The organism is Alkalihalobacillus sp. AL-G, assembly GCF_030643805.1.
Classification (GTDB): Bacteria; Bacillota; Bacilli; order Bacillales; family Fictibacillaceae; genus Pseudalkalibacillus.
The window spans coordinates 3,628,528-3,655,164 of record NZ_CP094656.1; the positions used below are offsets into that span (position 1 = coordinate 3,628,528).

Annotated in this window: 27 protein-coding genes; 6 read left to right on the forward strand and 21 right to left on the reverse strand. The window is 40.0% G+C overall.

All coding sequences use genetic code 11. The annotated features are described in order from the left end of the window. Window positions 1–554: 554 nt before the first annotated feature. From MOJ78_RS18495 to flaG, 7 genes are all read right to left on the reverse strand, one after another. A protein-coding gene (locus MOJ78_RS18495) for an IS3 family transposase (RefSeq protein WP_370529741.1) occupies window positions 555–1,891 on the reverse strand; the annotation gives its coding sequence in 2 pieces (ribosomal slippage) (window positions 555–1,480 and window positions 1,480–1,891; 1,338 coding nt in all). Between the two features lie 130 nt (window positions 1,892–2,021). Beyond that, the gene (gene hpf / locus MOJ78_RS18500; protein WP_304978796.1) at window positions 2,022–2,600 is read right to left on the reverse strand and encodes a ribosome hibernation-promoting factor, HPF/YfiA family; all 579 of its coding nucleotides are present in this window, start codon (window positions 2,598–2,600) and stop codon (window positions 2,022–2,024) included. Between the two features lie 372 nt (window positions 2,601–2,972). Next, entirely contained in the window at window positions 2,973–3,170 is a 198-nt protein-coding gene (locus tag MOJ78_RS18505) for a cold shock domain-containing protein (protein ID WP_257350280.1), read from the reverse strand. A gap of 550 nt (window positions 3,171–3,720) precedes the next feature. Beyond that, window positions 3,721–4,071 carry a flagellar protein FliT gene (locus MOJ78_RS18510; protein WP_304978797.1) on the reverse strand — a complete coding sequence of 117 codons (351 nt, stop codon included), beginning with the start codon at window positions 4,069–4,071 and terminating at the stop codon, window positions 3,721–3,723. Beyond that, window positions 4,071–4,472, reverse strand: coding sequence for a flagellar export chaperone FliS (fliS, locus tag MOJ78_RS18515; RefSeq protein ID WP_304978798.1), 402 nt, complete (start codon window positions 4,470–4,472; stop codon window positions 4,071–4,073). The genes MOJ78_RS18510 and fliS overlap by 1 nt, the downstream gene beginning before the upstream one ends. Before the next feature lie 42 nt (window positions 4,473–4,514). Continuing rightward, on the reverse strand, window positions 4,515–6,107 hold the full coding sequence (locus MOJ78_RS18520) for a flagellar hook-associated protein 2 (protein WP_370529826.1): 1,593 nt from the start codon (window positions 6,105–6,107) through the stop codon (window positions 4,515–4,517). A gap of 17 nt (window positions 6,108–6,124) precedes the next feature. Continuing rightward, the gene (gene flaG, locus MOJ78_RS18525; RefSeq protein WP_304978799.1) at window positions 6,125–6,475 is read right to left on the reverse strand and encodes a flagellar protein FlaG; all 351 of its coding nucleotides are present in this window, start codon (window positions 6,473–6,475) and stop codon (window positions 6,125–6,127) included. A 316-nt stretch (window positions 6,476–6,791) separates the two neighbouring features. On the opposite strand from flaG, the gene MOJ78_RS18530 reads away from it, so the two are divergent. The 4 genes from MOJ78_RS18530 (at window position 6,792) to MOJ78_RS18545 (ending at window position 10,147) form a co-directional block, all read left to right on the forward strand. After that, window positions 6,792–6,953, forward strand: a complete 162-nt coding sequence (locus MOJ78_RS18530; protein ID WP_304978800.1) for a carbon storage regulator — start codon at window positions 6,792–6,794, stop codon at window positions 6,951–6,953. Between the two features lie 49 nt (window positions 6,954–7,002). Then, complete coding sequence (locus MOJ78_RS18535) at window positions 7,003–7,815, forward strand: flagellin N-terminal helical domain-containing protein (RefSeq protein ID WP_304978801.1); 813 nt, start codon at window positions 7,003–7,005, stop codon at window positions 7,813–7,815. Window positions 7,816–7,911: 96 nt separating this feature from the next. Then, window positions 7,912–8,436 (forward strand): hypothetical protein, encoded by a 525-nt coding sequence (locus MOJ78_RS18540; RefSeq protein ID WP_304978802.1) that lies wholly within the window; start codon window positions 7,912–7,914, stop codon window positions 8,434–8,436. Window positions 8,437–8,470: 34 nt separating this feature from the next. After that, complete coding sequence (locus MOJ78_RS18545) at window positions 8,471–10,147, forward strand: motility associated factor glycosyltransferase family protein (protein ID WP_304978803.1); 1,677 nt, start codon at window positions 8,471–8,473, stop codon at window positions 10,145–10,147. Between the two features lie 29 nt (window positions 10,148–10,176). On the opposite strand, the gene csrA is transcribed toward MOJ78_RS18545, so the two are convergent. The 13 genes from csrA to MOJ78_RS18610 form a co-directional block, all read right to left on the reverse strand. Continuing rightward, window positions 10,177–10,410, reverse strand: a complete 234-nt coding sequence (gene csrA, locus MOJ78_RS18550; RefSeq protein ID WP_304978804.1) for a carbon storage regulator CsrA — start codon at window positions 10,408–10,410, stop codon at window positions 10,177–10,179. Further along, window positions 10,411–10,866, reverse strand: a complete 456-nt coding sequence (gene fliW / locus MOJ78_RS18555; protein WP_304978805.1) for a flagellar assembly protein FliW — start codon at window positions 10,864–10,866, stop codon at window positions 10,411–10,413. Window positions 10,867–10,889: 23 nt separating this feature from the next. Continuing rightward, entirely contained in the window at window positions 10,890–11,444 is a 555-nt protein-coding gene (locus tag MOJ78_RS18560) for a DUF6470 family protein (RefSeq protein WP_304978806.1), read from the reverse strand. A gap of 157 nt (window positions 11,445–11,601) precedes the next feature. Next, on the reverse strand, window positions 11,602–12,477 hold the full coding sequence (gene flgL, locus MOJ78_RS18565) for a flagellar hook-associated protein FlgL (RefSeq protein ID WP_304978807.1): 876 nt from the start codon (window positions 12,475–12,477) through the stop codon (window positions 11,602–11,604). 9 nt (window positions 12,478–12,486) lie between these two features. Then, window positions 12,487–14,007, reverse strand: a complete 1,521-nt coding sequence (flgK, locus tag MOJ78_RS18570) for a flagellar hook-associated protein FlgK (protein WP_304978808.1) — start codon at window positions 14,005–14,007, stop codon at window positions 12,487–12,489. Window positions 14,008–14,081: 74 nt separating this feature from the next. Beyond that, window positions 14,082–14,585, reverse strand: a complete 504-nt coding sequence (locus MOJ78_RS18575) for a flagellar protein FlgN (protein ID WP_304978809.1) — start codon at window positions 14,583–14,585, stop codon at window positions 14,082–14,084. Between the two features lie 12 nt (window positions 14,586–14,597). Continuing rightward, window positions 14,598–14,864, reverse strand: a complete 267-nt coding sequence (flgM, locus tag MOJ78_RS18580) for a flagellar biosynthesis anti-sigma factor FlgM (RefSeq protein ID WP_304978810.1) — start codon at window positions 14,862–14,864, stop codon at window positions 14,598–14,600. Window position 14,865: 1 nt separating this feature from the next. Beyond that, window positions 14,866–15,288 carry a TIGR03826 family flagellar region protein gene (locus MOJ78_RS18585; protein WP_304978811.1) on the reverse strand — a complete coding sequence of 141 codons (423 nt, stop codon included), beginning with the start codon at window positions 15,286–15,288 and terminating at the stop codon, window positions 14,866–14,868. A gap of 235 nt (window positions 15,289–15,523) precedes the next feature. Then, on the reverse strand, window positions 15,524–16,228 hold the full coding sequence (locus MOJ78_RS18590; protein ID WP_304978812.1) for a ComF family protein: 705 nt from the start codon (window positions 16,226–16,228) through the stop codon (window positions 15,524–15,526). After that, the gene (locus MOJ78_RS18595) at window positions 16,225–17,727 is read right to left on the reverse strand and encodes an ATP-dependent helicase ComFA (RefSeq protein WP_304978813.1); all 1,503 of its coding nucleotides are present in this window, start codon (window positions 17,725–17,727) and stop codon (window positions 16,225–16,227) included. Before MOJ78_RS18595 ends, MOJ78_RS18590 begins: the two co-directional genes overlap by 4 nt. A 31-nt stretch (window positions 17,728–17,758) precedes the next feature. Then, complete coding sequence (locus MOJ78_RS18600; protein ID WP_304978814.1) at window positions 17,759–18,613, reverse strand: DegV family protein; 855 nt, start codon at window positions 18,611–18,613, stop codon at window positions 17,759–17,761. An 804-nt stretch (window positions 18,614–19,417) separates the two neighbouring features. Then, window positions 19,418–20,125 (reverse strand): response regulator, encoded by a 708-nt coding sequence (locus MOJ78_RS18605; RefSeq protein WP_370529742.1) that lies wholly within the window; start codon window positions 20,123–20,125, stop codon window positions 19,418–19,420. Beyond that, window positions 20,122–21,273 (reverse strand): sensor histidine kinase, encoded by a 1,152-nt coding sequence (locus MOJ78_RS18610; RefSeq protein WP_304978815.1) that lies wholly within the window; start codon window positions 21,271–21,273, stop codon window positions 20,122–20,124. Before MOJ78_RS18610 ends, MOJ78_RS18605 begins: the two co-directional genes overlap by 4 nt. A 296-nt stretch (window positions 21,274–21,569) precedes the next feature. Between MOJ78_RS18610 and MOJ78_RS18615 the strand changes: the two genes are divergently transcribed. Both MOJ78_RS18615 and MOJ78_RS18620 read left to right on the forward strand, forming a co-directional pair. After that, window positions 21,570–22,208, forward strand: coding sequence for a YigZ family protein (locus MOJ78_RS18615; protein WP_304978816.1), 639 nt, complete (start codon window positions 21,570–21,572; stop codon window positions 22,206–22,208). An 80-nt stretch (window positions 22,209–22,288) separates the two neighbouring features. Beyond that, window positions 22,289–24,139 (forward strand): LTA synthase family protein, encoded by a 1,851-nt coding sequence (locus MOJ78_RS18620; protein WP_304978817.1) that lies wholly within the window; start codon window positions 22,289–22,291, stop codon window positions 24,137–24,139. A 38-nt stretch (window positions 24,140–24,177) separates the two neighbouring features. Here the strand turns inward: MOJ78_RS18620 and MOJ78_RS18625 are convergent, their stop codons facing one another. Next, entirely contained in the window at window positions 24,178–26,409 is a 2,232-nt protein-coding gene (locus tag MOJ78_RS18625) for a SpoIID/LytB domain-containing protein (RefSeq protein WP_304978818.1), read from the reverse strand. Between the last annotated feature and the right edge of the window lie 228 nt (window positions 26,410–26,637).

The window sequence follows — 26,637 nt, forward strand, 5'->3', positions numbered from 1 at the left end:
GGAAGTATACTTTTTTTCATAGCCAGTATTCTTGTACAGATTTACCTGCTCATCCATACATACGCTAAGTATAAAATGTTCAAAGCTTCCGAATGATTTTTTTACTATAGAGTCGATGTCCTTCGTAGCGGTGCGTAAAAATATGTACTGAAGTTGAACTGTTAATTGCTATTTATAACGTTTGCTGAAAAAATTATAATATATTTCCGGAATTTGGAGGTTACCGATGCTATTTATTATTTACTATTATATTTTTATTTTTGTTTCACTCCTCATTTTGACGATTATACTTTTTTATTTAGGCAAAAAGTTCGAATCTTCTTTACCATTCTTTGTGGCCTGCCTGTTGTGGACTCCGATCACATTTTTCGCATTTAAGTTCGACAGATTTATAATCATACTGCTCTGTACCCTATGGCAAGGTTATCTATTAACATACGCATATCAAATGTACAAAATGCTTAAAGAGACTTAACAAAATTCCTGGTGAAATTGTAAAAGGGACTGGCTCCGATTTAATCTGTACCCCTTGTAAAGGACAATTTTAAAAAAGGCTAGGCTGCGTTAAGAAGATGATCTCTGTATTGAACGGGGGTCATCTTTTTCATATTCCATTGGTATCTATAGGAGTTGTAGTATTTAATGGCAGTTTTTACTTCCCGTTTAAGATCTTTCAGTGTTTTACAGGATTTTATTTCAGCTAAATCTTTGAAATGACCAAAAAAGGATTCCTGTGGGGCGTTGTCCCAACAATTCCCCCTTCTGGACATGGACTGGCCCAGTCGATGTTTCTTCACCAACTTTTGATATACAGGGCTGGTATAATGACTCCCTTGATCAGAATGGATGTAGGCTCCTTTAGCCAGTTTAACCTTCCTATTCTTCTTTAACTTCTTAAGCGTGTCCATAGCGATGTCGAGCGTAATTCGATCCGAAACATTATGGGCCAATACTTCATTGGTAGAGGCATCTATAATGGTTGATAAATAAGCCCTTTCCCCTTTCCCGAAGTAGAGATATGTGATGTCTGTAAGCAGCACCTTATAAGGTACTTCCTGTTTGAACTCTCTGTTAAGCTGGTTCGAAACGACTTTGTGCTCCTGGGTGGCTTTCATAATACGCTTGTAAGGATTCGCTCTCCGGATAGGACATACAATGCCATACTTGTTCATGACTCTCCCGATTCTTTTAAGGTTATAGACAATATTAAATTGACCTGCCAGTATCATTTTAATTTGGCGGGCTCCTTTTTTACGGTTCTTAAAGTGAAAGGCTTTGAGAATAACATCCCGGACAACTTCATCCTTTTTCTCTTTTTCCCTTCTTCGCTTTACTTGTTTCGCTGAAAAATAGTTATAGTAGCCTTGACGAGATACGCCTGCAGATTTACAAAGGTAAGTGATCATGTTTTTTAACTTATATTTCTCAATGACGTATCGAATGAGGACGAACTTCTGATCAGCTGATAAGATCAGTTCTTTTTCTTTAGCCCCCTTTCGGCGAACTTTATCTTTTTTAGCAATTCGTTCTCTGCTTTCAATAAATTATTTTCCGCCTCTAACCTTGCATATTTTTCTTCATTGGAAAGTTCTCTTTTCCTTGGTCTTCCTGATTGTCCTCTTCTTGCATCCTGAAGTCCCAGTGCTCCATTTTTACGATAGGCTTTCCCCCACCTTTCAGCAGAACATTTAATACGTCTAGTTCCAATAATCTCTGTATCAAACCCGTACTCTTCAAAAATCTCTCTAGAGAATTTCCCACGTTCCTTTTGAACAATAAACAGCTGCTTGAATTCATCAGTATAGATGATGGCCTTTGAAGTAACGGACTTAACATAAGGATTTTTTGATAATAGTTCGATCTCTTTTTTTGTGAAGCATTTTTTACTCATGTGTGTTCTCCCATCCCATTTTTCACTCTAATTGTACACAAAAAGACCCTGCAGAGTAGACCTTTTTTAATGTGTCTACTCTACAGGGTACAGATTAATTAAGAGCCAATCCCTTATTTTTATACTTTTTCTATTCGATATCAGGAGCGATCAGTCCGTATTTACCATCTTTTCGTTTGTACACGACGTTCGTTGCACCTGAATCAGCATGTGAAAAGACGAAGAAATTATGACCGAGCATATCCATCTGGAGAATCGCTTCCTGGGTGTCCATTGGTTTTAGATCAAAACGCTTTTGACGGACAACCTGGAAATCATCCTCATCTTCTTCCTCTTCCTCTAAAACAGTCGTCGTTGTAGGTGCAGCACTTCCATTCCCATTTGCAAACGCGAATTTTATTGCACCACCCTGCCGGAACTTGCGGTTTACTTTCGTTTTATACTTACGGATTTGTCGCTCTAATTTTTCAACGACCAAATCAATGGCAGCATACATGTCGTCATGCGTTTCTTCCGCTCGAAGCAATAAGCCCGGCATCGGAATCGTAACCTCGACTAGCTGCTCATTATTGTACACCTTTAGGTTGATATAAACATCTGAATTCGGAGTTCCATCAAAATAACGCTCTAGCTTTTTCACTTTCTTTTCTGCGTAACTTCTTAAAGCAGAAGTCACCTCAATGTTCTCTCCACGAATATTAAAATTCATGCAAAACTCCTCCTTTCGGTGTTTATATATATTTCTCTATACCCCTTAACAATTCCTTCATAAACGTAAAATTCTCGTAAAAATTGCGACAATATTTTTAAGATTCAGTTTTTTAGGTCGAGAGCACGCTAAGTATGGAATTATAAGGGGAGAAAGAACGATTCCATGTCCCTGATTAGACATGTTACTTAAAGGATTCGACAATGCTTGAAGTGTGTTGGGGAGGACGTTATTACCAGATTGATTTCTACCTTCGATCAAGGAATTCCAGGTACCGAAAAACATTTAGCCTTGTAAAAAAACAAATCCCGCTCCTCGGTATAAGAAGCGGGGGGATTGCTTTTAATTCAAACCCTCAAAAAGGAATGTGAATTAAAGCTTTGTTACGTTCGCAGCTTGAGGTCCGCGATTTCCTTCAACTACTTCAAACTCCACGTCTTGGCCTTCTTCAAGAGTCTTGAAGCCTTCAGAGCTGATTGCAGAGTAGTGTACGAATACGTCGTCTTGTCCGTCAACTTCGATGAAACCGAAGCCCTTCTCTGCGTTAAACCATTTTACTTTTCCTTGCATGTAATTCACATTCCTTTCGTATTAAAAAAATCATGTGGAAAAATCCACAATAAAAGTATACAACGGTACAACCTTGAGAGTCAACAATATGAATATGAATAGTCATAAAGCCGTAATTACTGACATTTTTCGATAAAATCAGTGCTCTTTCCTTACTACTTTATCCACCCTTTTTACCGTATTTTCAACCCATTTATTTGGTCGATTTGGTCCAGTCAAGTGGTCAATCAACAATAGCCTTTGATCTTAACGAACAGCCAAAAATCTAATTCAGCTTGCATAACGTTTGGTCCATTTCAATTGGAAAAACCAAGGTGTGCACACGTGTTACATTTTTCATTTTTGCACATCATCGATTTTTTATACGTATTTTCGTCCATTTTTTTAAAATTCAATTATCTAGTCATTAAAATAATGAAATACGATAATAATGAAACAAAGGCTTGTTAAACCTTAATAAGAAAAATTTGCAACCACACAAAAAAGACCAACTCAGCAATATAAACGAGTCAGTCTGTTGATATAATATATAAAGATGAAATATTATCTTCTATTTCCTTTTATCCAAGAACATACCGTCCGCCCTTGCAGATTGATATGGATTAGAGTATTTGGTATTGTTTGTTTTTTTCATCTTAATTTGTTGGACCTGTGTCTTGATCCGGGTCATTTGTTGATCCAAATATGGTTGGATCGACTCATTGATTTGCACGAGTTGCTGACCTATTTCCATTTCGTCTTTAGAGTAGTCACCTGTGAGCTGTTCGATAAGCTTTTGACGTGTTTCTAAGTGCCGACCCAGCTCTTCTAGATACTCATCAGGCGACTCATCCGGCAAACCATTTTTCACATGGTCATAAAGTTCCTCCGTTTGCTTTAACAATGCTTGCACGGAACTCATTAGGCCTGGCCACCTGCTCCATAGTTTGCTTTTCGGTTCATTTGGATTACCTGTTTCCATGTATCGCGAAACTCAATGGTTAACCCCTCGACCTCTTCAATAATCGAAATATCACTTTTTATATTTGCTTCTACTAGGCGACGGTTCATGTAATCATACATTTGCAGCATCTGTTCTCCAACGGCTACTTCGGTATTCAATGTGACCATCAATTCTTGGATGATTTTTTGCGCCTTGATCAGGTTAGTGTTCTTATCTTCGGTCTTGTTATCCTGAATTGCCGTTTTCGCTTGTTTTAAAAATTTCAAACAACCGTTATAGAGCATTAGAGTTAGTTCACCAGGCGAGGCTGTTCCTACACTATTTTGTTGATACGCTTTGTATGGATTGTTTAGAGACATCTTCGTTTAAACAACTCCCTGTAAAGTAGTTGCGGCATTCCTTTAACCGCCGAATTGTTTCATTAAATACATTGATTGCTGGTTCATACGGTTAATCGCTTTTTCCATTGCGGTGAATTGTCGCCAATAGCGATCTTCAATGTCAGTTAGACGCCGCTCAAAAGTGTAAATTTCGTCCTCAATTTCCTCAATGTTTCGACCCATCGTAAATTGTTCGTTTGTTTCTAAAGAGTTGCCTGCTTTCGCTTCAATTTTACCCATCGTTTCAGAAATGGAATCCCGCAGCCGACGCGCAATTCCTTTTTCCGCGTCTGTTGTTCCATCACTCATGAACAATTCATATACTGCATCAGGATCTGCCTCAATTGCTTCCCTTAGCTTACTTTCATTGATTATAAGCTTCCCGCGGTCTTTATAATTACTTGAAGTTTCAATGCCGATTTCCGCTAACTGGTTGAAATCAGGAGAAACGGTCGTACTATTGACTGGTGAATAAAGATCCATACGCATTGAATTCAAGCCACCGGAAAGAATCGGATCACTTCTCAGCATTCCGCTCATTGCTTTTTCTTCCCACAGTTCGATTTCATTATCACTCAGATCTTCACGCTGTTTATCTGTTAAAGGAGGGAAGTCACGATAGCGCTCTTCACTTAGCTCACCATTAACCTTATCAATTGTTTCATTATATTTATCCACAAATTGCACGATTGAATCCAAAATCGTGTCTGAATCCTGAGTAACAGAAATGTTTGCCGAACCTATCCCATTTAACGTATACGAAACATCATTGATCTCAAACGTGTTCGTCTTACGGCTCGTGGCGAATCCGTTGTATTCAAACTGAGCATCGAGACCGGCTGTTTTGATTGCTCCATCCGTTCCATCTATAGTGCCGCTCAGGTTTGTATCTCCTAACTCATAACCTGCCGACGCGTTTGAAAAACCAAGTGCACTGAAAAAATCAGCTGTAGTGGTCGCATCTGCAGTCCCATCATTTGTAATCGAAAGCTTTGCACCGCTTCCGGTATCCTTCATGGTCAATACGACTTTGTTCGTTTCAGAATCGTAGAACGCTGATACCCCGAGATCCGTGTGGGAATTGATTTTCGACATCACGTCTTTAATGGAATCTGTTGTAGGATCAACCGCGATTGTGATATCACTCGCTTGTGACTCCCCTGGTTTTATGACGCTTAATTTCAGGTTAAAACCAGTCGTAAACGCTTGACCGCCACTAAACGTGACCTGGTCTAGATTCGTATCTCCATCAACTGCATTACCATTATTATCGGTTACTGCTGTTTCTGAATTGTACATTGCAGCCTTTGCAAGCTGTGTTACATTGATTGTTGTTGTCGTATTCGTTGCGGTACTGCCAGCGGTCGCGGTTACAGCAGCTTCATTGGAGCTGGTTACCGATTTCGTTAAATACGTGCTTTGACGGAAGATTCCATCAAAGATTGAATTATCAAGATCCCGGAGCAGCATATTCATTTCACGATAATCATCACGTTTCCAAACTAAACGTTGCATTTCTTGTTCCATTTTATCAAGCGGAATACGTTCTGCTTTCATCAGGTCACTGACAAGTTTATCAATATCCATCCCGCTCGCAAGTCCACCAATTCGCATTTCCATTCCAATCACCTCTATATCTTTTCGTCTACAACAATCCCGATCAATTCTGCCATCGCCGCATACATATCTAAAAACTTTTTATTTGGAATTTCTCGAATGACTTCCTTCGTCTGGTCATCAACAATTTGTACATAATACCGATTTAACTTCTCATGGAGCTTATAATTCAAGGATGTATTCATAGGTATCAGGAATTCATTTAATGTCTTCACCTTGTTGAGCAGTTCTTCCTTCGTAACTGGTTTTTCTGCATTCTGTTCAAGATTCTTATTACCTTGGAGAACTTCGACTTTTGAAGATTCAACCTTTCTACTCTCAACAACAGATACTGATGATGAAGATCCAACCTTTCCTACATTCATACCTGCTCCTCCTACACTTTAAATTGTCTATACCTTTTATCGGTTGAACCGAAAATGTTTTAAATGAAAAGACAAAAAAAGACGGACTTTTCCAAAAGCCGCCTTAATAATTTATTTTCTACATATATAGGAAGTTCGACTGAATTCACCATATCCTGTGATAACGTCGAACTGACTAACGTCCTAATAGCTTAATGCTTTTTTGGTGTCTTCATAAACAAAACAGTGTTTTATTTTTTTATTTTTTAAATCAAAGGTATAAAACATTTGTTATTTTAGCCGATATAAAATTTGAATCATCAAGGAGGATGGTTTAATGGCTCTAGTGATAGGCAGAAAACCCGGGGAATCTATCATCATCGACGGAAACATAAAGATCACTGTCATTAAGACAGAGGATAGTATGTTACGTCTAAAGATCGATGCACCAAAGAATGTTCCAATCGTCAGAGAGGAACTCACTAAGAAAGAACATTAGAAACATACGGACGTGTTTCTAAAAAACATAACATGGAGGTAATTTAAAAATGAGAATTAATCACAACATTGCAGCACTTAATACGTATCGTCAATTAACAACGAACAATGCCGCGTCTTCCGAATCATTAGAAAAGCTGTCTTCTGGACTAAGAATTAACCGTGCTGGAGATGACGCAGCCGGATTAGCAATCTCCGAAAAAATGCGAGGACAAATTCGTGGACTTGAGCAAGCAACTCGTAATGCTCAGGACGGAATCTCACTTATCCAGACATCTGAAGGTGCCCTTAACGAAACACACAGCATCCTTCAACGTATGCGTGAACTTGCAGTACAATCTGCCAACGATACAAATACGGCAGATGATCGTGCAGAACTTCAAAAGGAAGTTGCATCTCTTACAGCAGAAATTACTCGAATCGGTTCAGATACTGAGTTCAACACACAAAAATTACTTGATGGTTCATTTTCTAGTAAAGTAATTCAAATCGGTGCAAATACTGGTCAAACGTTGAACATTTCTATCAATACAATGACAGCTGGAGGATTAGGAGTTTCAGGACTTTCTATCTCCTCTCAATCAGGTGCAAACGCTGCGATTGCAACAATTGATTCAGCAATTGCGTCAGTATCCTCTGAACGTTCTAGCCTAGGTGCTATCCAGAACCGTTTAGAGCATACAATCAATAACCTTGGAACTTCAGCTGAAAACTTGACTGCTGCGGAATCTCGTATCCGTGACGTTGATATGGCGAAGGAAATGATGTCATTCACGAAGAACAACATCCTTACACAAGCTGCCCAAGCTATGCTTGCGCAAGCTAACCAACAGCCTCAAGGCGTTCTTCAACTACTTCGTTAAGACTAATTAAGCTTAATCGAATATATTGTATAATAAAGATAGCCAATTTTTATTGGCTATCTTTGCTTTCTATCTCTATGATTGGAGGAAAAACTTGTGATACATTTAGGTACATATTCATTTAAAAAACTTCCGTCTCTAGAAAAGAACCTTCAAACTGTCCAGCAGCATCTAACCGATAATAAATTGATTATAGTTGATGCTGAGGGAATACCACTTCCGGATTCAACGATTACCTCAAGGATTAATGATGAAGAGACGAGCACTTTCAAAGTTAAGAGTACATTAATCATTGAACAAGAAACACTCTTAGAGGCTATTGAATACATCGATAATATAGAGCCTCAGATCGAAGTATTACATAACTCTGATCAAGATATGATTATCAATGGTTTTGTTAACGCCATGGAATCATTGGTTTATTTAGATAAATTGGTTTCACATTTTAATATTGACATTTCGATTGATTATAACCTGGAGAACGCCTCACAGAAAGCTTTAAAACAAGTTGAAGATGGTAACGTAGATTATCTTCTAGATCTGTTAGAATTTTCATTTACTCCATTATTAGGGGAAATGAAAACAAAATTTCAAGAGAGGATCGTTCCTAATGGACTATGAAATCGTTACACAAACAGCGGACACAGGGGAAATCGTGTACTCCTATAAAGATTCAACCAAAAAGGTTCCGTTGAATTCCTTGTATTCACCCTCATTAGAAGCGAACCGATTCATCAAAAAATTAGATAAGAATAACCGAAAAGTGTACATATTTATCGGAATAGGCAATTCTACCCTGATTAAAAACATAATTAAGAACACGAGATCCTATATTCACTTATATATCATTGAACCATTTGAACAAGTTCTTGCAGATTCTGAATTTATTGATTTAGTTAAAACCAGCCGAAATGTCACATTCGAGTATTATAAAAATTGGTTTATGCTCGATTTTATGACTTTCATAGAAAAGTTCAATAGCACTGATACTGAAATCATTATTCATCCTCATTATGAAAAAACAAAAACGGGTCATCTAAAAGAGATTATTAACAAACTCAATCAAGGAATTAAATTAGTAACAATCAATAATAATACCGAGAGAAGATTTCGAAAAGATTGGATCCTAGAGCCATTATTGAATCTACAATATACGATGGGAGCACACTCTATCAAAGAGCTTAAAGATAAATATAGAGGAAAAAGTGCTATACTGGCTGCTTCTGGCCCATCACTAAAAGAGAATATGACCTTCCTTAAGGAAGCCCAGAATTCAGCATATATATTCGCAGCTGGATCTGCTGTAAACGGATTAACGAACAATGGCATTATTCCTGATTTTGTTACAAGCTTTGACTCAGGAGATATCAATTATGACACTCACTTTAAGGAAAGTAACTATAAAGGCCCTTTGATTGCGGGTAGTGTGATTAACTCAAATATATTGAAGCATCATGAAGGACCTATTATTTATGCCCAACTTACACTTGATGACATTACAAGAAGAGTCATTAAAGATAAATATTCTTTTCCACCAGTACCCTCAGTAGCCGTTTTCACCCTTCAAATAATGCAATTTCTGGGATTCAGCAAAATTTATTTAGTAGGCCAAGACCTTGCCTATATAAACGGAAAATATTATGCCCAGGGCGTTAATGAAACAGATGCAAGTAAAAAAGTGAATGCTGATATTACTGTAAAAAGCAATAATGGGGGCATGGTGGATACAAGCTATTCCCTTTACTCATTTTTAGAGAGTTTTGAATTTCTGATCAACCATATTGATCAAAACGAAATGACGATTTATAACACATCTAGGAATGGGGCATACATTAAAGGCACTACCTTCGTAGAACCTAATTCTATTAACATTAGTGATGAACTAGGTATAAAAGATATTGCCCTCGATCTAAAGGCAGCTCAAGCATCTGAGGCAGGGATTAACGAGGGATTGAAAATCATTGATGAATTGGAAGAGTTTTCGGAAACATTGCACGATGCAAATAAAAGCCTTTCACGATTGAACCCTAAGGCTGTTTCAATTACAGATATTAAAAAAGTCTCGAAAATCTTTTCCACATTAAGGAATCACACAATTTTCGAGGATATCATTACACAACGAATGTCTTCAATTGTGCAACGTATTCGTAATTTATTTTTGTATAAATTAGACGACAATCAAACTACAAATGACGATCGAATCATGATGGTAGAAGAAATCCAAAGACTCGTAACCTCTTCAGAAAAATTCATTGAATCTCTTCTTAATGATAATAGGGTTATAAAATATAAGGCTCAATATAAAGATAAACAAAACGCTAACCCAGTTTGAATTACCAAGCTGGGTTAAATTTTTTGCATTTATTTGTTATCTCTCATATCCTTCAATAACTTCTGAAGAAGGTCTGAACTTGTCGAGGCGGCATTATTATTTTCGTCTTGGATTGACAGGTATACTTCTTTTCTATGTATATCGATTTCTTTCGGGGCATTGATTCCAAGCTTGATTTGGTCACCATCAATCCCTAGTACCATAATCTCTATATCTTCCCCGATTTGGATGGATTGGTTCGGCTTCCGCGTTAAGACAAGCATTTATTTTTCCCCCTTTGTAGAGGTTAAAGGCTGTTGTTGAATCAGCAAGTGCTTTGTCTCATATGCGTCATCATTTAAAACGAGCTGTTTTCCTAGATTAGCCTCGGCATTAATGATTAAAGGCGCTTTTAAGTTTGCTGTTGTTTTCTCAAATGGATCCTGAACCGTCAAGATGACATACGTCAACACGTTTTGTTCTTTTTCAATTTTTAACTGCCTACGAATCGGATTAGGGATGTTAAATTCATAGTCTTTGAAAAATAAAAACGGAGTCGTGATTACAAACGCGAGGTCTGATGTTTCAACAGATTGTAAGATATTAAACAGGGAGTCCTCTCCGAACGGCAATATTGCGAATTTCCTTTCACCTGCAAAGCCTGGGAGCCCCTGGTCAATCGTAATTATATCGTTGTCTCTTAAATCAATGGTTCCATGGTATTTCGTTTCAATTTTCATATGTGATCACCACTTTTGTTTAGTTAGGTTACAAAATCGATCGTGAGCGAGTTTCGTTGTCGTAGAAAGGTTTCAAGGCTGCCGCGTTCATATTCCGAATGTGCTTTTTTCGGAGTTGCCTCTATAATAGGTTTATTAATCTGCCACTGGATGTTGATGTCTCCCGGCTGATAGTTTATTTTAACGCTGCCAACGGAAGGAATCCAACCGATGTTCCATTCAAGCATTCCCCCACCCATATTTTCAACTGCCTGGCTGATGATCGGATTGCCGCTATTTTCGATTTTCATCATTTGATCACCTTGGTGGGCACGGCGTGCAATTCCAGCGAGCAATTCCTCTCGTCCTCGCCTTGCAAATTCTTCAATGCTCTCTCTCGCATTTTTGAGGTTCATGTCATTCCAAGCCTGTGTTTGGTCGATATTCAATTTTCCAGCTGTCGAATTGGTCGTCATCTTCGCTTCTGGTTGTCTGATCGTCTGCTCAGCCCGTGGCTGTTCGATCGTTTGTTTGCCTTCAGTTGTCTTCATCCCGATCAAGGCTGGCTTTGATTGCATTCGAATTTGTGGAAATTGCACGTCACTCACCTCACAACACAATAAAGTTTTTACGAGTTTGAAAAGGAAAAGGCTGACTCCTCATCAGGAATCATTCACCTGAATCACGTCAATTCGGTGTAAACCTGACCCTAAAGAGTCAACCTTTATCAAATTTAGTATATTCCTGCATCAGCTTTTAACGTAAAAAGTCCATAAGCGTTGGTTGCATGATACGGGCACCCGAAGATAGCGCAGCACGGTGAATGCTTTCCTGAGTCTTCAAGTTCATTATCGCTTTTTCCATATCAACGTCTTCGTTGTCCGATAATACACGGGTCGCAATAACCTTCTGTTGAGATACACGTTCGGCAATCATCTCAACACGATTGTAACGTGCACCAAGCTCAGCTCGCTCATTTAAAAGGTTATCCACATGTCCATCAATTTTGCTCAAGTAATTGTTAATGGCTCCTGGTGCAGCTCCACCTTTAAGGTCTGTTACAAGGTCGTTTAGATCATCAAAAACCGCTTGCGGAAAAACGTTCTGTTGATTGATGTTAACACGCATTTCGATTCCTTTAGAAACCTCAATATTCACCGCATTTGTATTCGTTCCAACTACGGTTCCATTTGCATCGACTGGTGGATTCACTGTATCTGTTCCGTTAAAGATGTACTTCCCTGCTACCTGAGTATTTGCAACTGAAATTAGATGATCACGGAGCTGTTCAACTTCTTCGCCGATCGCCTCACGTTGATTCCCTTCATACGTTCCATTACTCGCCTGTACAACCAATTCCCGTAAACGATGCATAACTTGAGTTGCCTGGTCGAGTGACTCATCTGAACTATCCATCCATTTGTACACTTCGGATAGGTTACGGTCAAATTGATCAATTTCAGTTAAATTCGTTCGATATTCCATACCCTTCATTGCGACAACTGGATCGTCTGAAGGCCTAGTTATTCGCTTACCAGTCGCGAGCTGTTCCTGATACTTCGCCATCCGATCATAGCTCTGGCTCAAGTTCCGCAGCATATTACTCGTCAACATACCTTGAGTTACACGCATCGCTTATCCCTACCTTCCTACCCGACCCATGCCGTTAATGATACGGTCGAGCATTTCATCAATCGTTGTAATGTTCCTTGCCGCTGCATTATAAGCATGCTGGAACTGAACCATTTTCGCCATCTCTTCATCAAGTGATACACCGCTGACCGATTGTCTTCTCGCTTCAACCGATTGCTTGAGTGTTGATGCGTTATCCATGAGACGATTAGATTGCTGGGCATCAACCGCCATTTCACCAATTACACCCTCATAAAACAACTGAACCGATGTGTCACCTGATGTAAAGGTCAACGACTGATCCTTTACGTCCGCTAGTGCTAGCGCGTTACTCCCGTCGCCAGCAAACCCATCTCCGGAAGCTGCGATTTTATCAAGTCCATTTGGTCCCGTAATTGCACTATCAAGCTTCATCATGCTCGCAGCCCCTGCAAAATCAGTCCCGCTGACAGGTGATGTGAAACTGAAAAAGTTACCGCCAGCATTCCCATTCAAATCTGTACCTTGTTGATGTTGATCATTGAATGCCTTCGCAAACCGGTAGGCCATTTCATCCAAACTCGCGAGCATTTCTATGTAATCGCCTGTTTTTTTACCGCTCGTATCTTCATATCCGTACGATTCGATCAAGCCCTTCAGTTTACCTGATGCAAAGTTTCCGATGTTTCCGGCACTTGCTCCGATCGCATATTGATCAAATGCTCCGTCAGCATCCGTATCCTTAATCGAAATTGTATCAGCCGTTAAGTTTGCTCCGTCTACTAACGTTCCGATCGAGTTTCCTGCATCATCAACGATATCTATCGTATATTTCCCTTCTGCAACCTGTAGAGAATGCCCACCGTTCGCTACTGGTGTCACCTTTACATTCACATATTCGGAAAGCTTGTCGACCAATAAGTCGCGTTGATCGTACAAATCATTTGGCAAATAGCCATGTGGTTCTATTTCACTGATTTGTTTGTTGATATCGTTTATTTGACTCGCAATCGAATTGATCGTTTTCACGGTAATCATCGTTTGGTTTTCTAGATCGTTCTTAACCGAACTGAGTGAGGTCGATAGGTAGCCGAAGGTATCAGCTAATGCGATTCCCCGCTGGCGGACGACCGATCGGGCGGAACCTTCCGGGTTAGCCGCTAAGTCCTGAAGTGATTGCCAGAAGCGGTCCATCGTCTTCGCAAGCCCAAAGTCTGACGGTTCATTCATGATTTCTTCCATTTTGTGCAGCGCTTCACTGCGAGCGGTCCAGTAGCCCGATTTCGTAGTTTCGCCTCTGAACTGGATATCTAAGAACCCTTCACGAATTCGCTGAATCGTTCCTGCTTCAACCCCTGTCCCGATCTGCCCTGGTATTTCAGGCCGGTTTCGACCTGGCGCAGGGAAAGCTCCTGTCTGTGAAAAATTGACACGCTGCCGCGAATAGCCAGGTGTGTTCGCGTTCGCAATATTATGCCCGGTCGTTCGGAGGGCGCTTTGATGGGTTCTCAAACCTCTTACTGCTGTTTCCAGTCCATGAAACGTAGACATCGCTTTGTTCCGCCTTTCTATCTTTAAAATAAATCCTCAATTATCATCGCTTACCAATACCTTATTTTGCCGCTCTATGCCTTCGAATCAAACATCGATTGTCGTTGTTCGTAGCTATTCGTCTGTTTTGCTTGGCCTGTCCGTTCGTATGTCGCGGTTGATTGGGTCGGTTCCATTAACGAGAGCGAAGCGTTCACAAATTGCAGCGATTGCCGCGTTAAATCGTTATTCAGCTCATTCTGCTCCTGAAGCCGTTCAATCGTTTCCCGCAACTTCTCCTGTAATTCCTCCAGCTGCCCCTGCTCTTTTATATTGTAAAAACGGATCAGCTGCCCTAACGATGGATTATCATCTGCAACGATCCCCTTCTCATTCAAAAGCCGTTCAACCGCGCTTATCCGGTCGTTTTCGATTCTCTCGATCAATTGAATCGTCTTCTCTTCTTCCTTTAAAAGCGTATCCAATTTATTTACATCGTTTTCCTTTAATGTTTCGGTCTTTTCTACAGATATTTCAAACAAAAGTTCATGTGCATTATGTAAATCGGACAAAAGCCCGACCATTCGCTCCCCGCTCATCGCTTCACGCCCTTAGCTCTTAGTCCAAAAATCGAAAAAGTTTTTCGCTACCTTTTCAGGCTGAACCTTGTACTCTCCGGAATCAATTTCACTTTTCAACCGCTCGACCTTTTCAAGGCGCTCGCTAGACTGTGCATTCGATTTCTGCATCTCCAGTGCCTCTTTGGAAATCTGTATTTTATCCTGTTTCATTTGTTGACTTAACTGTTCGTTCTGGCGATTCATTTGATTTTTGTATGGGTTGTTGTTTGGTATATTTCCGAACCGATTGACCTTCAAATTAGTTCCCTCCCTTTTCAGTGGATGGATTTTTTTCCGTATAGTAGGTTATTTGGCTGTCTTTAGTTTGTTTTTGTGCAATTTCATCGAAGGATCGTAAATCGCTGTTCATGTTTGATCGGCAATTGTCGCAAATGATGCCGTTTTGAATACCTGCGTCACATCGCTCACACGGATACGTGATGTTCGGCAGCTGGTGAGCACGAATCCTACCCTCTTTTACAAATCGGATAATCACCTTTTCAGGTACCCCTGTAGCATCATGAACTTCCCATAATGAAGCCTCACGATTGGCTCGAACGCGAATAAACTTATACACCTTTTCAAACATTTTCTCTTCTTCTTTGTAACATGAATCACAGACAACGCGGAGGCTTTGAATGAAAATCCGGTTGCACTGCGGGCAATTGGCCAGTTGCGCCATGAGATTACCCCTTTCTATTCATTCTACCTCCTATATCGGATTAATTCATCAAAAGTTTAGTGATGTTGTCCGATTAGAGTTCAAAAAGGAGGATAAAAAGAGCCGAGAAGTTCGAGGCACGACAGTCTCGAGGACCGGATCGTATGTGATTAATACGTGAGGACCGGAGAGACCGAGTAACGAAGAAATTCGACAGCTATTTTTACCGGACTTTTTGAAATACCTCTAGAAAAATTTATCCTCGTGCAATTGTGAGCGATGAAACTGTACGTGCTCCATGGTCTAATAATATTTTTCCTGCGGCTTGGACGGTCGCCCCTGTCGTATACAAATCATCGACAATCGTCACGTCTGAATTGGCGATTGCACTGCGGAATTCCTCATTCATTGTAAAAACAGTTGCATGTTCGAGCCGTTCGCGTTTCGACTTCTTACTCTGTTTCTCTTCATGGACAGGTCTCTTCAACGCATGATAATACGGGCATCCAATCATTCCAGCAACCAACTCTGCCTGGTTGAATCCCCGCTCGTAGTGGCGTTCTTTACTTAACGGGATCGGCACAACGATCGTTCCTTTGAATGCACGTTTAACAAGAGCTTGCAGTTCCTTCTGGAAAAGCTTCACCAATTCAGCATCACCTCTGTACTTGAACCGGGCCATTACTTCCTTTAAAAATGGATTGTACTGGTAAAGCGAACGGTTTTTCGTGATCGAACTGCCGTGTTGCTCCCATTCCAGGCAATCGAAACAACAATCATCCTGGCGATATTGCTCGGGAAATATCGAAAAAGAGCGACCGCACATTCGACAAATCTCCCCTTCAATTCTTTCGAGCTGATCGGAACAAGCTGAACAAATGCTAGATGGGTCATTAAGATAGAATAAATCATTCCATCCGAACTTGATTTGAATCGGTTCATGACACGATAAACAGTTCATCTGCGTGTAACTAGTCCCGCTCTTCGATTATGATTCTGGATTTCACGTTTTGCAGAAACCATCGCACTCGTTTTCCCAAAGTGAAAATAGACGACCTCTCCGTAGGGGTCCTCGACACTTCGCCCGGCACGACCTGCAATCTGAACGAGTGCATTCGACGAAAACACGTCATGGTCTGAACCCAGCACGCCAACGTCAATTTTCGGAACGGTTACGCCTCGTTCAAGAATCGTCGTTGTTAACAACATTTTGATCTCTCCTTTTCGAAATCGTTTTATTTTTTCAATCCGATCGGGGTCACTCGAATGCACCGAATCAATTTCAGGGTTTTCTTTTAAAATCGAATAGACCGTGTCAAGCTGTTCAATCGTCGGTACGAATAAAAACGCTTGCCGCCCACTTGCCAGTTTCTCCTTAATCCATTGACGAATGACAGAAGGAATCCGCTGCTTTTTTAAAAGCTTCGACCAGTTTCCGCACCACTTATAATGTGGGACGGGTAACGGATAGCCGTGAAAACGCTTCGATATGTGGATGACTTCGAGGTTTTGAGAGCGTACTCGTTGTTTCATCTTGTTCGAGGGGGTTGCAGAAAGGTAAATACGCGTTGACTGATCGACAGCCGCTTTATCAACCGCAAATTTTAATGTCCGATCATACGAAAATGGAAACGCATCAACTTCATCCACGACAATCACATCAAAGGCATTTTTGAATCGAAAAAGCTGATGTGTCGTGGATAAAACAAGCGACGAGGGTGAAGTAAGCTCTGAATGCCCGCCATATAGCGCAGCGACGCCAGCCTTGGGAAACGCTTTTTCAAAACGAGGATACAATTCCGTAATGACATCCGTTCGAGGTGAGGCTAGACAGACACGCAGCCCCAACCGCAAAGCCCGCTCAATTCCCTCGAATAAAATCTCCGTTTTCCCTGCGCCACATACCGCCCAGACCAACATCTCTTTCGGTTCCCCGACTGCTTCACAAATCCTTTGCGAAGCTTCCTTTTGCAATTCAGATAACGTTCCGTCCCAAGCTAAGCCTGCACTCAATTCCTTATCACGAGCCGGTCCAACCCAACGAATCAGCGGTGTACACTCACTGACCCGCCCCATGATGATGCATTTCCGACAATATGTGCACTGCTCCTCCTTACAGCGGAAACAGGAAAACGACGCAAATAAGGTTTGATCGTCATTTCCACACCGCTGACAGCAATACCGATTTTTATTTAGTAAAATTCCTTTTTCATATAAAATTGAACCATTTAAATAATGAGAATGCAGTTGATCAATTGGAAAGGGGAGTTCATCAATTAGTAAGTGTCGACCAGAAAGATAGGTTTGAAGGTTTGAATCTAGTGAAAAGCTTGGATTGATTGAAGGTGTAGTTAGCATTGTACTATGTTTGATTGAAAAAAGTGATGGATTCGAAATTTCGACAAGCGGTTCTGGACACAAGAACGAACCTTTTTCGGTTTGAATGGAGGCAAAACGCATTAGCCTTGCCCCCGTAATACTTGGAACGTCATTATTCTTTCATCCACGTTAGTCCGATGCTGCCTTCCCCAAGATGGGTTCCGAGCACCGCTCCAAAATAGCTGACGTTAACCTCTGCATTCGGATACTCCAATTGAAGCTGGTTCGCATATTCTTTCGCCTCGTCCTCCCGGTTCGCATGGATGACGGAGATTTTCGCTCGTTCATCAGGGCCTACATCGCTATGAATTAACTCGAACAAGCGATTGATTCCTTTTTTACGAGTACGGATTTTTTCAAACGGAACGATTTTCTTATCAACAAACTGAAGTACCGGTTTGACTTGAAGAAGGTTTCCGACAAAAAATTGTGCACTGTTCAACCGGCCGCCCCGGTGTAGATGACTCAAATCATCGACCATAAAGAAGGCGGGGGTTCCTTTTGCCCGCATAACCGTCAAACGGGACATGATCACCTTAGCATTTTGGTCTTCCCTTGCCATTTTCGCAGCCTCTAACACGTAATAGCTTTGTGGTGCACTGCTGATTTCGCAATCAAACACGTGTACATTGATCGAATCGACCATTTCGACTGCGGAAGTCGCACTTTGATACGTACCGCTGATTTCACGCGATAGCGTGATGACAACAACATCGGTGTAGCCATCCTTCGCTAATTTTTCATATGTATCGGCAAACAGCCCAACAGCTGGCTGTGATGTTTTCGGCAGCTCACCTGTCGTTTCTCGAACCTGTGCATAGAAATCCTCCGCCACAAGCTCAGTCTCTTCCTGATAGGATTCCGAGCCGAAAATCACATTGAGTGGAACCATGTGAATGTCGTGCTCTTTTCGGATCTCCTCCGGCAAATAGGAGGTGCTGTCTGTGATTACTGCAACTTTGCTCATACTTATAACCCTCTCCATCGTATTTCCTCTTCTTATGTATTTGACTTTAAAAATAAATTACCTTCTTATTTTAAAAGAAAGATAGTTAAAAGATATATAGGGTTTTACTCTTTAAGGATAACTTAAATAAATTCAAATCGGAATTTTTTCTGCATGAGCAGAAAATAAACACCTAATTGAAATAACAAGGTATACACAAGGTTACGGTAACTAACGGTTTACCGCCGAGTTCTTTCCTCTTGAACCTTCCATGAGGACACTTCTCCCGTTTTTCCGTTCCTGAACTGTCCTCTTAAACCCTCTATGAGGACACTTCTCCCGTTTTTCCTCCCTGAACTGTCTTCTTGAACCCTCTATGAGGACACTTCTTCCGTTTTTCCTCCCTGAACTGTCTTCTTGAACCCTCTATGAGGACACTTCTTCCGTTTTTCCTCCCTGAACTGTCTTCTTGAACCCTCTATGAGGACACTTCTTCCGTTTTTCCTCCCTGAACTGTCTTCTTGAACCCTCTATGAGGACACTTCTTCCGTTTTTCCTCCCTGAACTGTCCTCTTAAACCCTCTATGAGGACACTTCTTCCGTTTTTCCTCCCTGAACTGTCTTCTTGAACCCTCTATGGGGACACCTTTTCAGTTTTTCCTCCCTGAACTGTCCTCATAAACGCTCAAAATGATAATTCCCCTATTTAACCCTTCACCAAGGCTTACCCTGAATGACTATCAATCTGTCCGCACAAAAAAACGCCACTCTGGCTCACTACCAGAATGACGCTTCCACACTCAATCTAACCTCGATCAGTTCAGCTCAGTTTACCTTCACCCAGCCGTTTTTGATCGCTTCGACTACGGCTTGTGTACGATCATTAACATTCATCTTCTGCAAAATGTTACTCACATGGTTTTTAACTGTTTTTTCACTAATGTAGAGCGCTTCCCCGATTAAACGGTTGCTCTTTCCGTCAGCAAGCATCTGCAGCACTTCACACTCACGTCGGGTTAAAATATGTAACGGCTTGCGATATTCAACCTCTTTAAATCCAACCTCGCCACCACCATCACGGCCATGCGTCTTCAAGCGGCGGAACTCGCTCAACAGATTGATTGTCACTCTCGGATGCAAGTAAGCGCCTCCGTCTGCAACAACCTTCACCGCTTCAATCAACGCATCTGCATCCATTTCCTTCAACAAATAGCCGGATGCACCTGTTTGGACAGCATGCGTAACATAGGCTTCGTCATCATGGATCGATAAAATGATGACCTTGATATCCGGGTACTTTTCGACTAAACGGCGTGTCGCTTCCACCCCGTTGATGTTCGGCATATTGATGTCCATCAGCACGACATCCGGGTTGAAATTCTCAATGATTGAAACAGCATCCTGCCCATCATCGCCTTCTGCAACAACCTCGAAGTTATCCTCCATGTCTAAAATTCGCTTAACCCCTTCACGGAAAAGCTTGTGATCATCAATCAACGCAATTCTTGTTTTCACGGCGTTCATTTGTGTCATCGTCCTGCCTCCTGCTTATTTAATGGTATTTGTATTAAGATTAACGTCCCTCTGCCTTCTTTGGACTCGATATTCATATTCCCATCTAAAATGTCGACTCGTTCCTTCATGCCAATAATTCCGAAGGACTGTTCACGAGCCTTGTTTGGATCAAAGCCGACACCATTATCCCGAATAAGAATCGTCAGCGTATCCTGAAATTCGACTTTCACTTGAATTTCAGACGCCTTCGCATGTTTACAGGCATTCTGTACAGATTCCTGTATCATCCGATAAACGGCAACCTCCATTTTTGACGGCAGTCTCCGTTCGTTTCCGATCGACTTAAATCCAATCTGAATCCCTGTAGATTCCGTCAATGTTTTTACATACTTTTCAAGAGTCGGTGTAAGCCCCAAGTCATCGAGTGCCATTGGGCGTAGGTCATAAATGATGCGACGAACTTCCGTCAGTGCATATTTGACCATCTTCCTCAAGTCTTTTAATTCTCTATGGGCTTCGTCTACACCTTTTTGCACATATATTTTTTCAATCAATTCAGAACGCAACAGCACATTCGCAAGCATCTGGGCTGGTCCGTCATGAATTTCCCTTGATACTCTCGCCCGTTCATCTTCCTGTGCTTCAATAATTTGCAGGCCGAATTCTTGTTTTTCTTTTGCATCCTTAATGTACTCACCGACCTGGCGCAAATCCCCATCCAGATAATTCAGAACGACACTGATTTGATTGACCAATCGATCCGCTCGCTCGACCGTCTTACTCAAATTCACTAAGCGGCGTTCAATGTCATCGCGACGTTCCCGTAAGGTAGCCTCCTTCTGACGAACTGAAATCAATTCGACTTGAAATTGGCTCGCTGATTCATAGGCCTGCTTAATTTCTTTTTCGCCATATTTATTAAAATGTTTACTCACTTCTGCAAGGCGAGAACGTGCAAGTCTGGATTTCGTGTCAAGCGCATCCTCTTGTTGGATGATCTCAAGCACTCGTTCTTTTATGTCTTTTAATTCTCGTGTTAGCTTTTCGAATTCTTCTCGTGATTGTTCTCCGATTTCAAAGATTTGTTCTTTGCTTTCAGATACCGTTTGAATCGTTTTATCTAGAATTGTGTCGATACTTTTTGGGTCAATTGATTTTGTCGTCATTAAAAAAGTACCTCCCCATACTACTGTATCGAACAATCCGGGATAAAATCTAGGTCCTTCTTACCCAATTATCCAAAAGTCCTAAATCCAAATTTTTCCCTAGTTAACACAATGTTCGTTTTTCAAAATAAATTTATGACTTTATTACTTCATTTTTTTCATAAAAATTGAAAAAATTTTGTCACCAGATGGAATTGAATCATAAACATAACCGAAAAGTCACCGTTTATCAATTGGTGTCCTTTCGGTTCATCCCCTATAATAGGTATAGGAGACGAATTAACCGGAGGAAAAAAATGCTTTCATCCTATTATACCGTAAAAGGCTACGGACAACACGAACATTCGATACAAAGATCTCGATTTATTGCGTATATCAACCGGGCTGAATCCGAACAAGAGGCCCAGGAGTTCATCCAGCAGATCAAGAAAAAACACCATGACGCATCCCACAACTGCTCTGCCTACTTGATTGGTGAGAACGATGAGATCCAAAAAGCAAATGATGATGGGGAGCCGAGTGGTACAGCTGGCGTTCCAATTTTAGAAGTGTTAAAAAAGCGAAAATTGAAAAATTCAGTAGTAGTAATTACCCGATACTTTGGGGGAATAAAGCTCGGTGCAGGCGGCCTGATCCGTGCATACGGGACTTCTACCTCAGAAGGACTCAATGCGACAGGAATCGTGGAACGAGTATTAATGCACAAAGCTAAATGTACGATTGATTATCACCTACTAGGAAAAGTGGAAAATGAACTCAGAAACCATGAAACATACCTTTTAGATGAAATTGAATATTTGGCAGACGTTACACTCACTATTTTTGTTCATTTAAATGAAGAAACTGAATTTTTTTCATGGATACAAAATCTAACAAGTAACAATGTAGACATAAAACTAGTAGATAAACAGTATTTAGATCGACCTGCTAAATAATGCTATGGTAACAAACTCACTTTACATCACCTTAACATTTGTAATATCATTGTAAGGATAACCATTACGAGGTGAAAATAGTGATTTTAAAAAATATAATTTCAAACAAGGTATCTATATATTTCTTACCTTTTGTACTGTTACTTTTCTTAAAAGTAGTATTGTTCCGTTTTCTACTATTAGATGATTTAAATCTGTTGACGACTTTATGGTTCGAGCTTCCGATCATTCTAATATTCTTATGTCTTTTTGAATGGCTGAATTCTAAAGCTAAACCATTTGCCTACTTCTTATTTAATATACTTTTATCATTAATGTTTTTTGCTAGTTTGGTATATTCGGCATATTTTGGAACTTTACCTACTTATTTTGATCTGCAACAACTCGGTCAAGTTTCGAGTGTTTCCGAGAGTATACTTCTGCTCATTAAACCTACTTACTTTTTGATATTTATAGACTTGCTCATTCTAGTTTTGCTTTTCAATTTAACCAGGGCTCCACAATGGAAGTTAAGCCAAAGAGCAGTATCAATTATCATTATTTTTGCTGTAATCATTTCAATGGCTAATTTTCTTCTGGTGAAAACACAATTCATCAAAGACCCTGTTACACTTGCACATAATAAAGGGGTATTCAATTTTGAATTGGCACAGATATATGCCGACTTTAGCGAGACTGCAGCCGCACAATTAGACTTTAACAATAAAGGCATTCAAGAAATAAAGGGCAATACATTAATCACCAATGTCCAGGATAGGGAAAAATACGGACTTGCCAAAAATCGAAACTTAATCCTAATTCAATTAGAATCTTTTCAGGATTTTGTCATTAATCTAAAAATTGATGGCACAGAAATCACTCCTAATTTAAATCGACTTGTAAACGAAGGGATTTATTTCTCAAATGTGTACCAACAAATAGGTGCGGGGAATACATCTGATGCTGAATTTATTGTAAATACATCTTTGTATCCTATAGGAAATAAACCGACATCCAAAATTTATCCCAATAAACGGTACCCAAGTATGCCTCGATTACTTTCAAAGCAAGGATATGTTTCAGCAACGTTCCACGCAGATGAAGTTGAATACTGGAATCGAGATCGACTTTATCCTGCGCTGGGCTTTCAGGAGTACTATGATATTAAATATTACGGAGATAAAGATACAGTTGGATTCGGACCTTCGGATGAGTATTTTTATAAAAAAACAGTGCCTATTCTTGAAGACTATCAAGATAAAAAGCAAAGATTTTATGCACACGTTTTATCATTAACTAGCCATACACCATTTGAGCTTCCAAAAGAAAAACAACTTATCACACTGCCGAAAAAGTTTGATGATACTCTTACAGGGAACTATATTATATCTGCCCATTACGCAGATCATGCACTTGGATTGTTTATTGAAGATCTCAAAGATAAAGGAATATGGGAAGATTCTATAATTGGTATTTACGGAGATCATTCAGGAGTTCATGGCCAACTACTTAAAAATGAAGATGTAAAGCTTATGAAACAGGTTTTAGGTCATGGGTATTCCATTGTTGATCGGTTCAACATCCCTTTCATTGTAAATATTCCTGGAGAAAACACCGGATTTGAAGTTGATAAATTGGGCGGTCAGTTAGACATAATGCCTACTTTATTGAACCTTATGGGAGTAGACATGGGGGAACAAATTCATTTTGGGCAAGATTTACTGAACTATGATAAAAATCTTTTAGGTATGAGATATTATCTTCCAGCTGGATCTTTTTTCAGAGATAATATCCTACTTGTCCCTCAGACGAGTACGCGCCCTAAACGAATTTATGACTTAGAAACAAAACAGTTATTTGAAACCAATAAATATAACGAATACTACGATAAAATGCTAAAGCTACTGCACTGGTCAGATTCTTACATTCAGAACTTACCAACAGGATTATAAAAAAATGGGCTTACTCCTTAGGAGTAGCCCATTTTTTACTATTGCAATGTTGTACCTTCATAATAGAAGCTCAGTATTTGTTTATAACTATGACCAGCTTCCGCTCTTTCGTAAGCTCCATATTGGCTCATTCCTACACCATGACCATAACCGAGACCCGATATAGTTACACGCGACTCGCTATTCGCAACATTTGTGATATGGTAGCTTTTAAATAACGTTCCGCCTAAAATATTTCTTAAAGTACCAATTCCCACATCTTCTTTAGTCAATGTATATAAGTTGATACTTGCCGTTAACGTTTGTTTGATTTCATCTCTCGTATTCTCAGAAATGGCAACAGGTCCTCCAAGATAGTGGATAAATGGTTGGTTGCTTAATCCGTCTAACCATCCCCTCACAACATTAGGAAATCTATCCTGCCTTGTTAAAATAACCGGTGCATTTAACTTTGCTGCAAGCGCAGCTCCTGGCAATGCGTCTACAAACAGATATCCACTGGCAAAAATCACATTACTCATATCGTATTTAAATTCTTTTGCTATTGCTACGCTTGTAGCGAAGCGATCCTCACCTTGGACTCTGTTAATGTTTGAAATTCCTAGGCCTCGAACGTGGTCCTCTACTGCCTTTGAAACAGCAACTGTTCCACCAATGATGTGTACCTTAGAGATATTATGTTTCTTTAGGTAATTGGAAACAACAGCAGGAACTCGATCTGATCTAGTCAGCAGAATAGGAATTTGATTTTTTGCAGCATATGAGGCAATCGAAAGTGCATCTGGTGAATTTTCGTTTCCGCTTGTGATAATCACCTCACTGCTGTTTTGAATCTGTTCAGCAACTTTAACTGCTGTATGGTATCTAGTCTCTCCCATAATTCGTACTGGCGTATATCCACTATTTCGAATGCTATTTTCTACACTTTCCGATATAGCCTGTTCTCCACCAAGCAAAAATACACGTTTCGAAGTAGGGTTAATCTTTTTAATTTCAGTTAATACCTCTGGTGGAATACGATCAGACCTTGTTAATAATAATGGTGAGTTGTACTTTTTTGCTAACACTGTACCAGTCAATGCATCAAGAGTAATATCCCCTCGTCCAAGTACGACGGAATCGGCGCCAGCCGCCCATCCGTATTCAGCAACCTCAACGCTAGTCCCATATCGATCTTCCCCTGCTAACTCATTGGAATAATCATCAGGTAATTCACTTGTATCTTCCATACGGTATGATCCATCTGCGTTTTTCACAAAAAAGTCAACTGTAAGACTACCGTTTGTACTTTTTCCACTTGAATTTTTACCCGATATAGTTAGCTTCGGGACTCCGACAATTTTAATTTCTGTATTCGGATAAAAATCCTTATTAATATAAGCCTTTATATTATTTAATTCAGCTAAATCAGAGTTTTTCTCACTTACACTGTTCCACCACTCTGATGGATTCTTCAAATCTAGACCTGAAGTATCTATTTGTTGTTTATCAATAGTTAAGCTCCATGGCCTTTGCGGGTCAAAAGGGTCAGGCTTCCCAACTAAGTATGGATGAGAATTCCCCCAATAATTTGCTGCAGATTCTGTATGCCCTCCGTTACTTGAAGAATATACTGCAGAAATTAGGTTCCCATTATACTTCAATACATCGCCCACTGTTTCGTTGACTGCGGCTGTTGATGTATCATAAGAGCTGGAATCCCAGATATAACCTCCATAAACTTGGTACCTGATGGTATCATCTATTACCGAACCAACGTAATTCATTGCATACGTTCTTGCCGCAACTGCCTGGGCCTTTAACGCTTCCTTATGCCAGGTTGCAGGCATTTCATAAGGGACAACCCCCTTTAAATAATCTTCCAATGGTAACGTATTGATTGGACGTATATATGACTCTTCAATAGTAAATTCAATTTCTCCTAAATAATCCCTTCCGTTTATACTAATATAATTACTGGCACCATATGATTTAGGAATTACTGTAAAAGATCCACTAAATTCTTTTATCCTCGAATTCCCTGTATATAAAACGAGCTCTCCATTCTCGAGTTTAACAGAGTAGTCCTTCGAGGAAACCAGCGTTAAATCATTCTGCCCCTCGACAAGATATTCACCTACTACGTCAACCCCAACTGTCTTTTTATTTCCCAAATAGTTTCTAAGCTTTACAGATACATCATTACCCTGTGCATTAGCTTCTAAACTATTAAATGGAAACAATGTAAATGCCAAAAGAAGACACAAAAAAACCTTTATTCCATTCTTCAATTTTCAACCCCCTATTAAAATACTAGACACCTGGACGGAGCTAGGATAAAATGTTCCTTATTGTATTTTAACGAAAATAAGGAAATATTTATAGACGAAATTTGTCCTATTTTACTTTTTATGTTTATTTTATGTAGATTTTTGATGAAATTTTGAACATTTTGCTGGTAACGACACACTTTTAAGATATTATTCGAAAAAAGTATTTTATGCCACATATCATATTTA

Bases quoted from the DNA above. Each gene is read 5' to 3' on its own strand.
- hpf (WP_304978796.1), bottom strand. From the start codon at position 2,600: ATGAATTTTAATATTCGTGGAGAGAACATTGAGGTGACTTCTGCTTTA.
- MOJ78_RS18505 (WP_257350280.1), bottom strand. From the start codon at position 3,170: ATGCAAGGAAAAGTAAAATGGTTTAACGCAGAGAAGGGCTTCGGTTTC.
- MOJ78_RS18510 (WP_304978797.1), bottom strand. From the start codon at position 4,071: ATGAGTTCCGTGCAAGCATTGTTAAAGCAAACGGAGGAACTTTATGAC.
- fliS (WP_304978798.1), bottom strand. From the start codon at position 4,472: ATGTCTCTAAACAATCCATACAAAGCGTATCAACAAAATAGTGTAGGA.
- MOJ78_RS18520 (WP_370529826.1), bottom strand. From the start codon at position 6,107: ATGCGAATTGGTGGACTTGCGAGCGGGATGGATATTGATAAACTTGTC.
- flaG (WP_304978799.1), bottom strand. From the start codon at position 6,475: ATGAATGTAGGAAAGGTTGGATCTTCATCATCAGTATCTGTTGTTGAG.
- MOJ78_RS18530 (WP_304978800.1), top strand. From the start codon at position 6,792: ATGGCTCTAGTGATAGGCAGAAAACCCGGGGAATCTATCATCATCGAC.
- MOJ78_RS18535 (WP_304978801.1), top strand. From the start codon at position 7,003: ATGAGAATTAATCACAACATTGCAGCACTTAATACGTATCGTCAATTA.
- csrA (WP_304978804.1), bottom strand. From the start codon at position 10,410: ATGCTTGTCTTAACGCGGAAGCCGAACCAATCCATCCAAATCGGGGAA.
- fliW (WP_304978805.1), bottom strand. From the start codon at position 10,866: ATGAAAATTGAAACGAAATACCATGGAACCATTGATTTAAGAGACAAC.
- flgL (WP_304978807.1), bottom strand. From the start codon at position 12,477: ATGCGTGTAACTCAAGGTATGTTGACGAGTAATATGCTGCGGAACTTG.
- flgK (WP_304978808.1), bottom strand. From the start codon at position 14,007: ATGTCTACGTTTCATGGACTGGAAACAGCAGTAAGAGGTTTGAGAACC.
- MOJ78_RS18575 (WP_304978809.1), bottom strand. From the start codon at position 14,585: ATGAGCGGGGAGCGAATGGTCGGGCTTTTGTCCGATTTACATAATGCA.
- MOJ78_RS18585 (WP_304978811.1), bottom strand. From the start codon at position 15,288: ATGGCGCAACTGGCCAATTGCCCGCAGTGCAACCGGATTTTCATTCAA.
- MOJ78_RS18590 (WP_304978812.1), bottom strand. From the start codon at position 16,228: ATGAACTGTTTATCGTGTCATGAACCGATTCAAATCAAGTTCGGATGG.
- MOJ78_RS18595 (WP_304978813.1), bottom strand. From the start codon at position 17,727: ATGCGTTTTGCCTCCATTCAAACCGAAAAAGGTTCGTTCTTGTGTCCA.
- MOJ78_RS18600 (WP_304978814.1), bottom strand. From the start codon at position 18,613: ATGAGCAAAGTTGCAGTAATCACAGACAGCACCTCCTATTTGCCGGAG.
- MOJ78_RS18605 (WP_370529742.1), bottom strand. From the start codon at position 20,125: ATGACACAAATGAACGCCGTGAAAACAAGAATTGCGTTGATTGATGAT.
- MOJ78_RS18610 (WP_304978815.1), bottom strand. From the start codon at position 21,273: ATGACGACAAAATCAATTGACCCAAAAAGTATCGACACAATTCTAGAT.
- MOJ78_RS18615 (WP_304978816.1), top strand. From the start codon at position 21,570: ATGCTTTCATCCTATTATACCGTAAAAGGCTACGGACAACACGAACAT.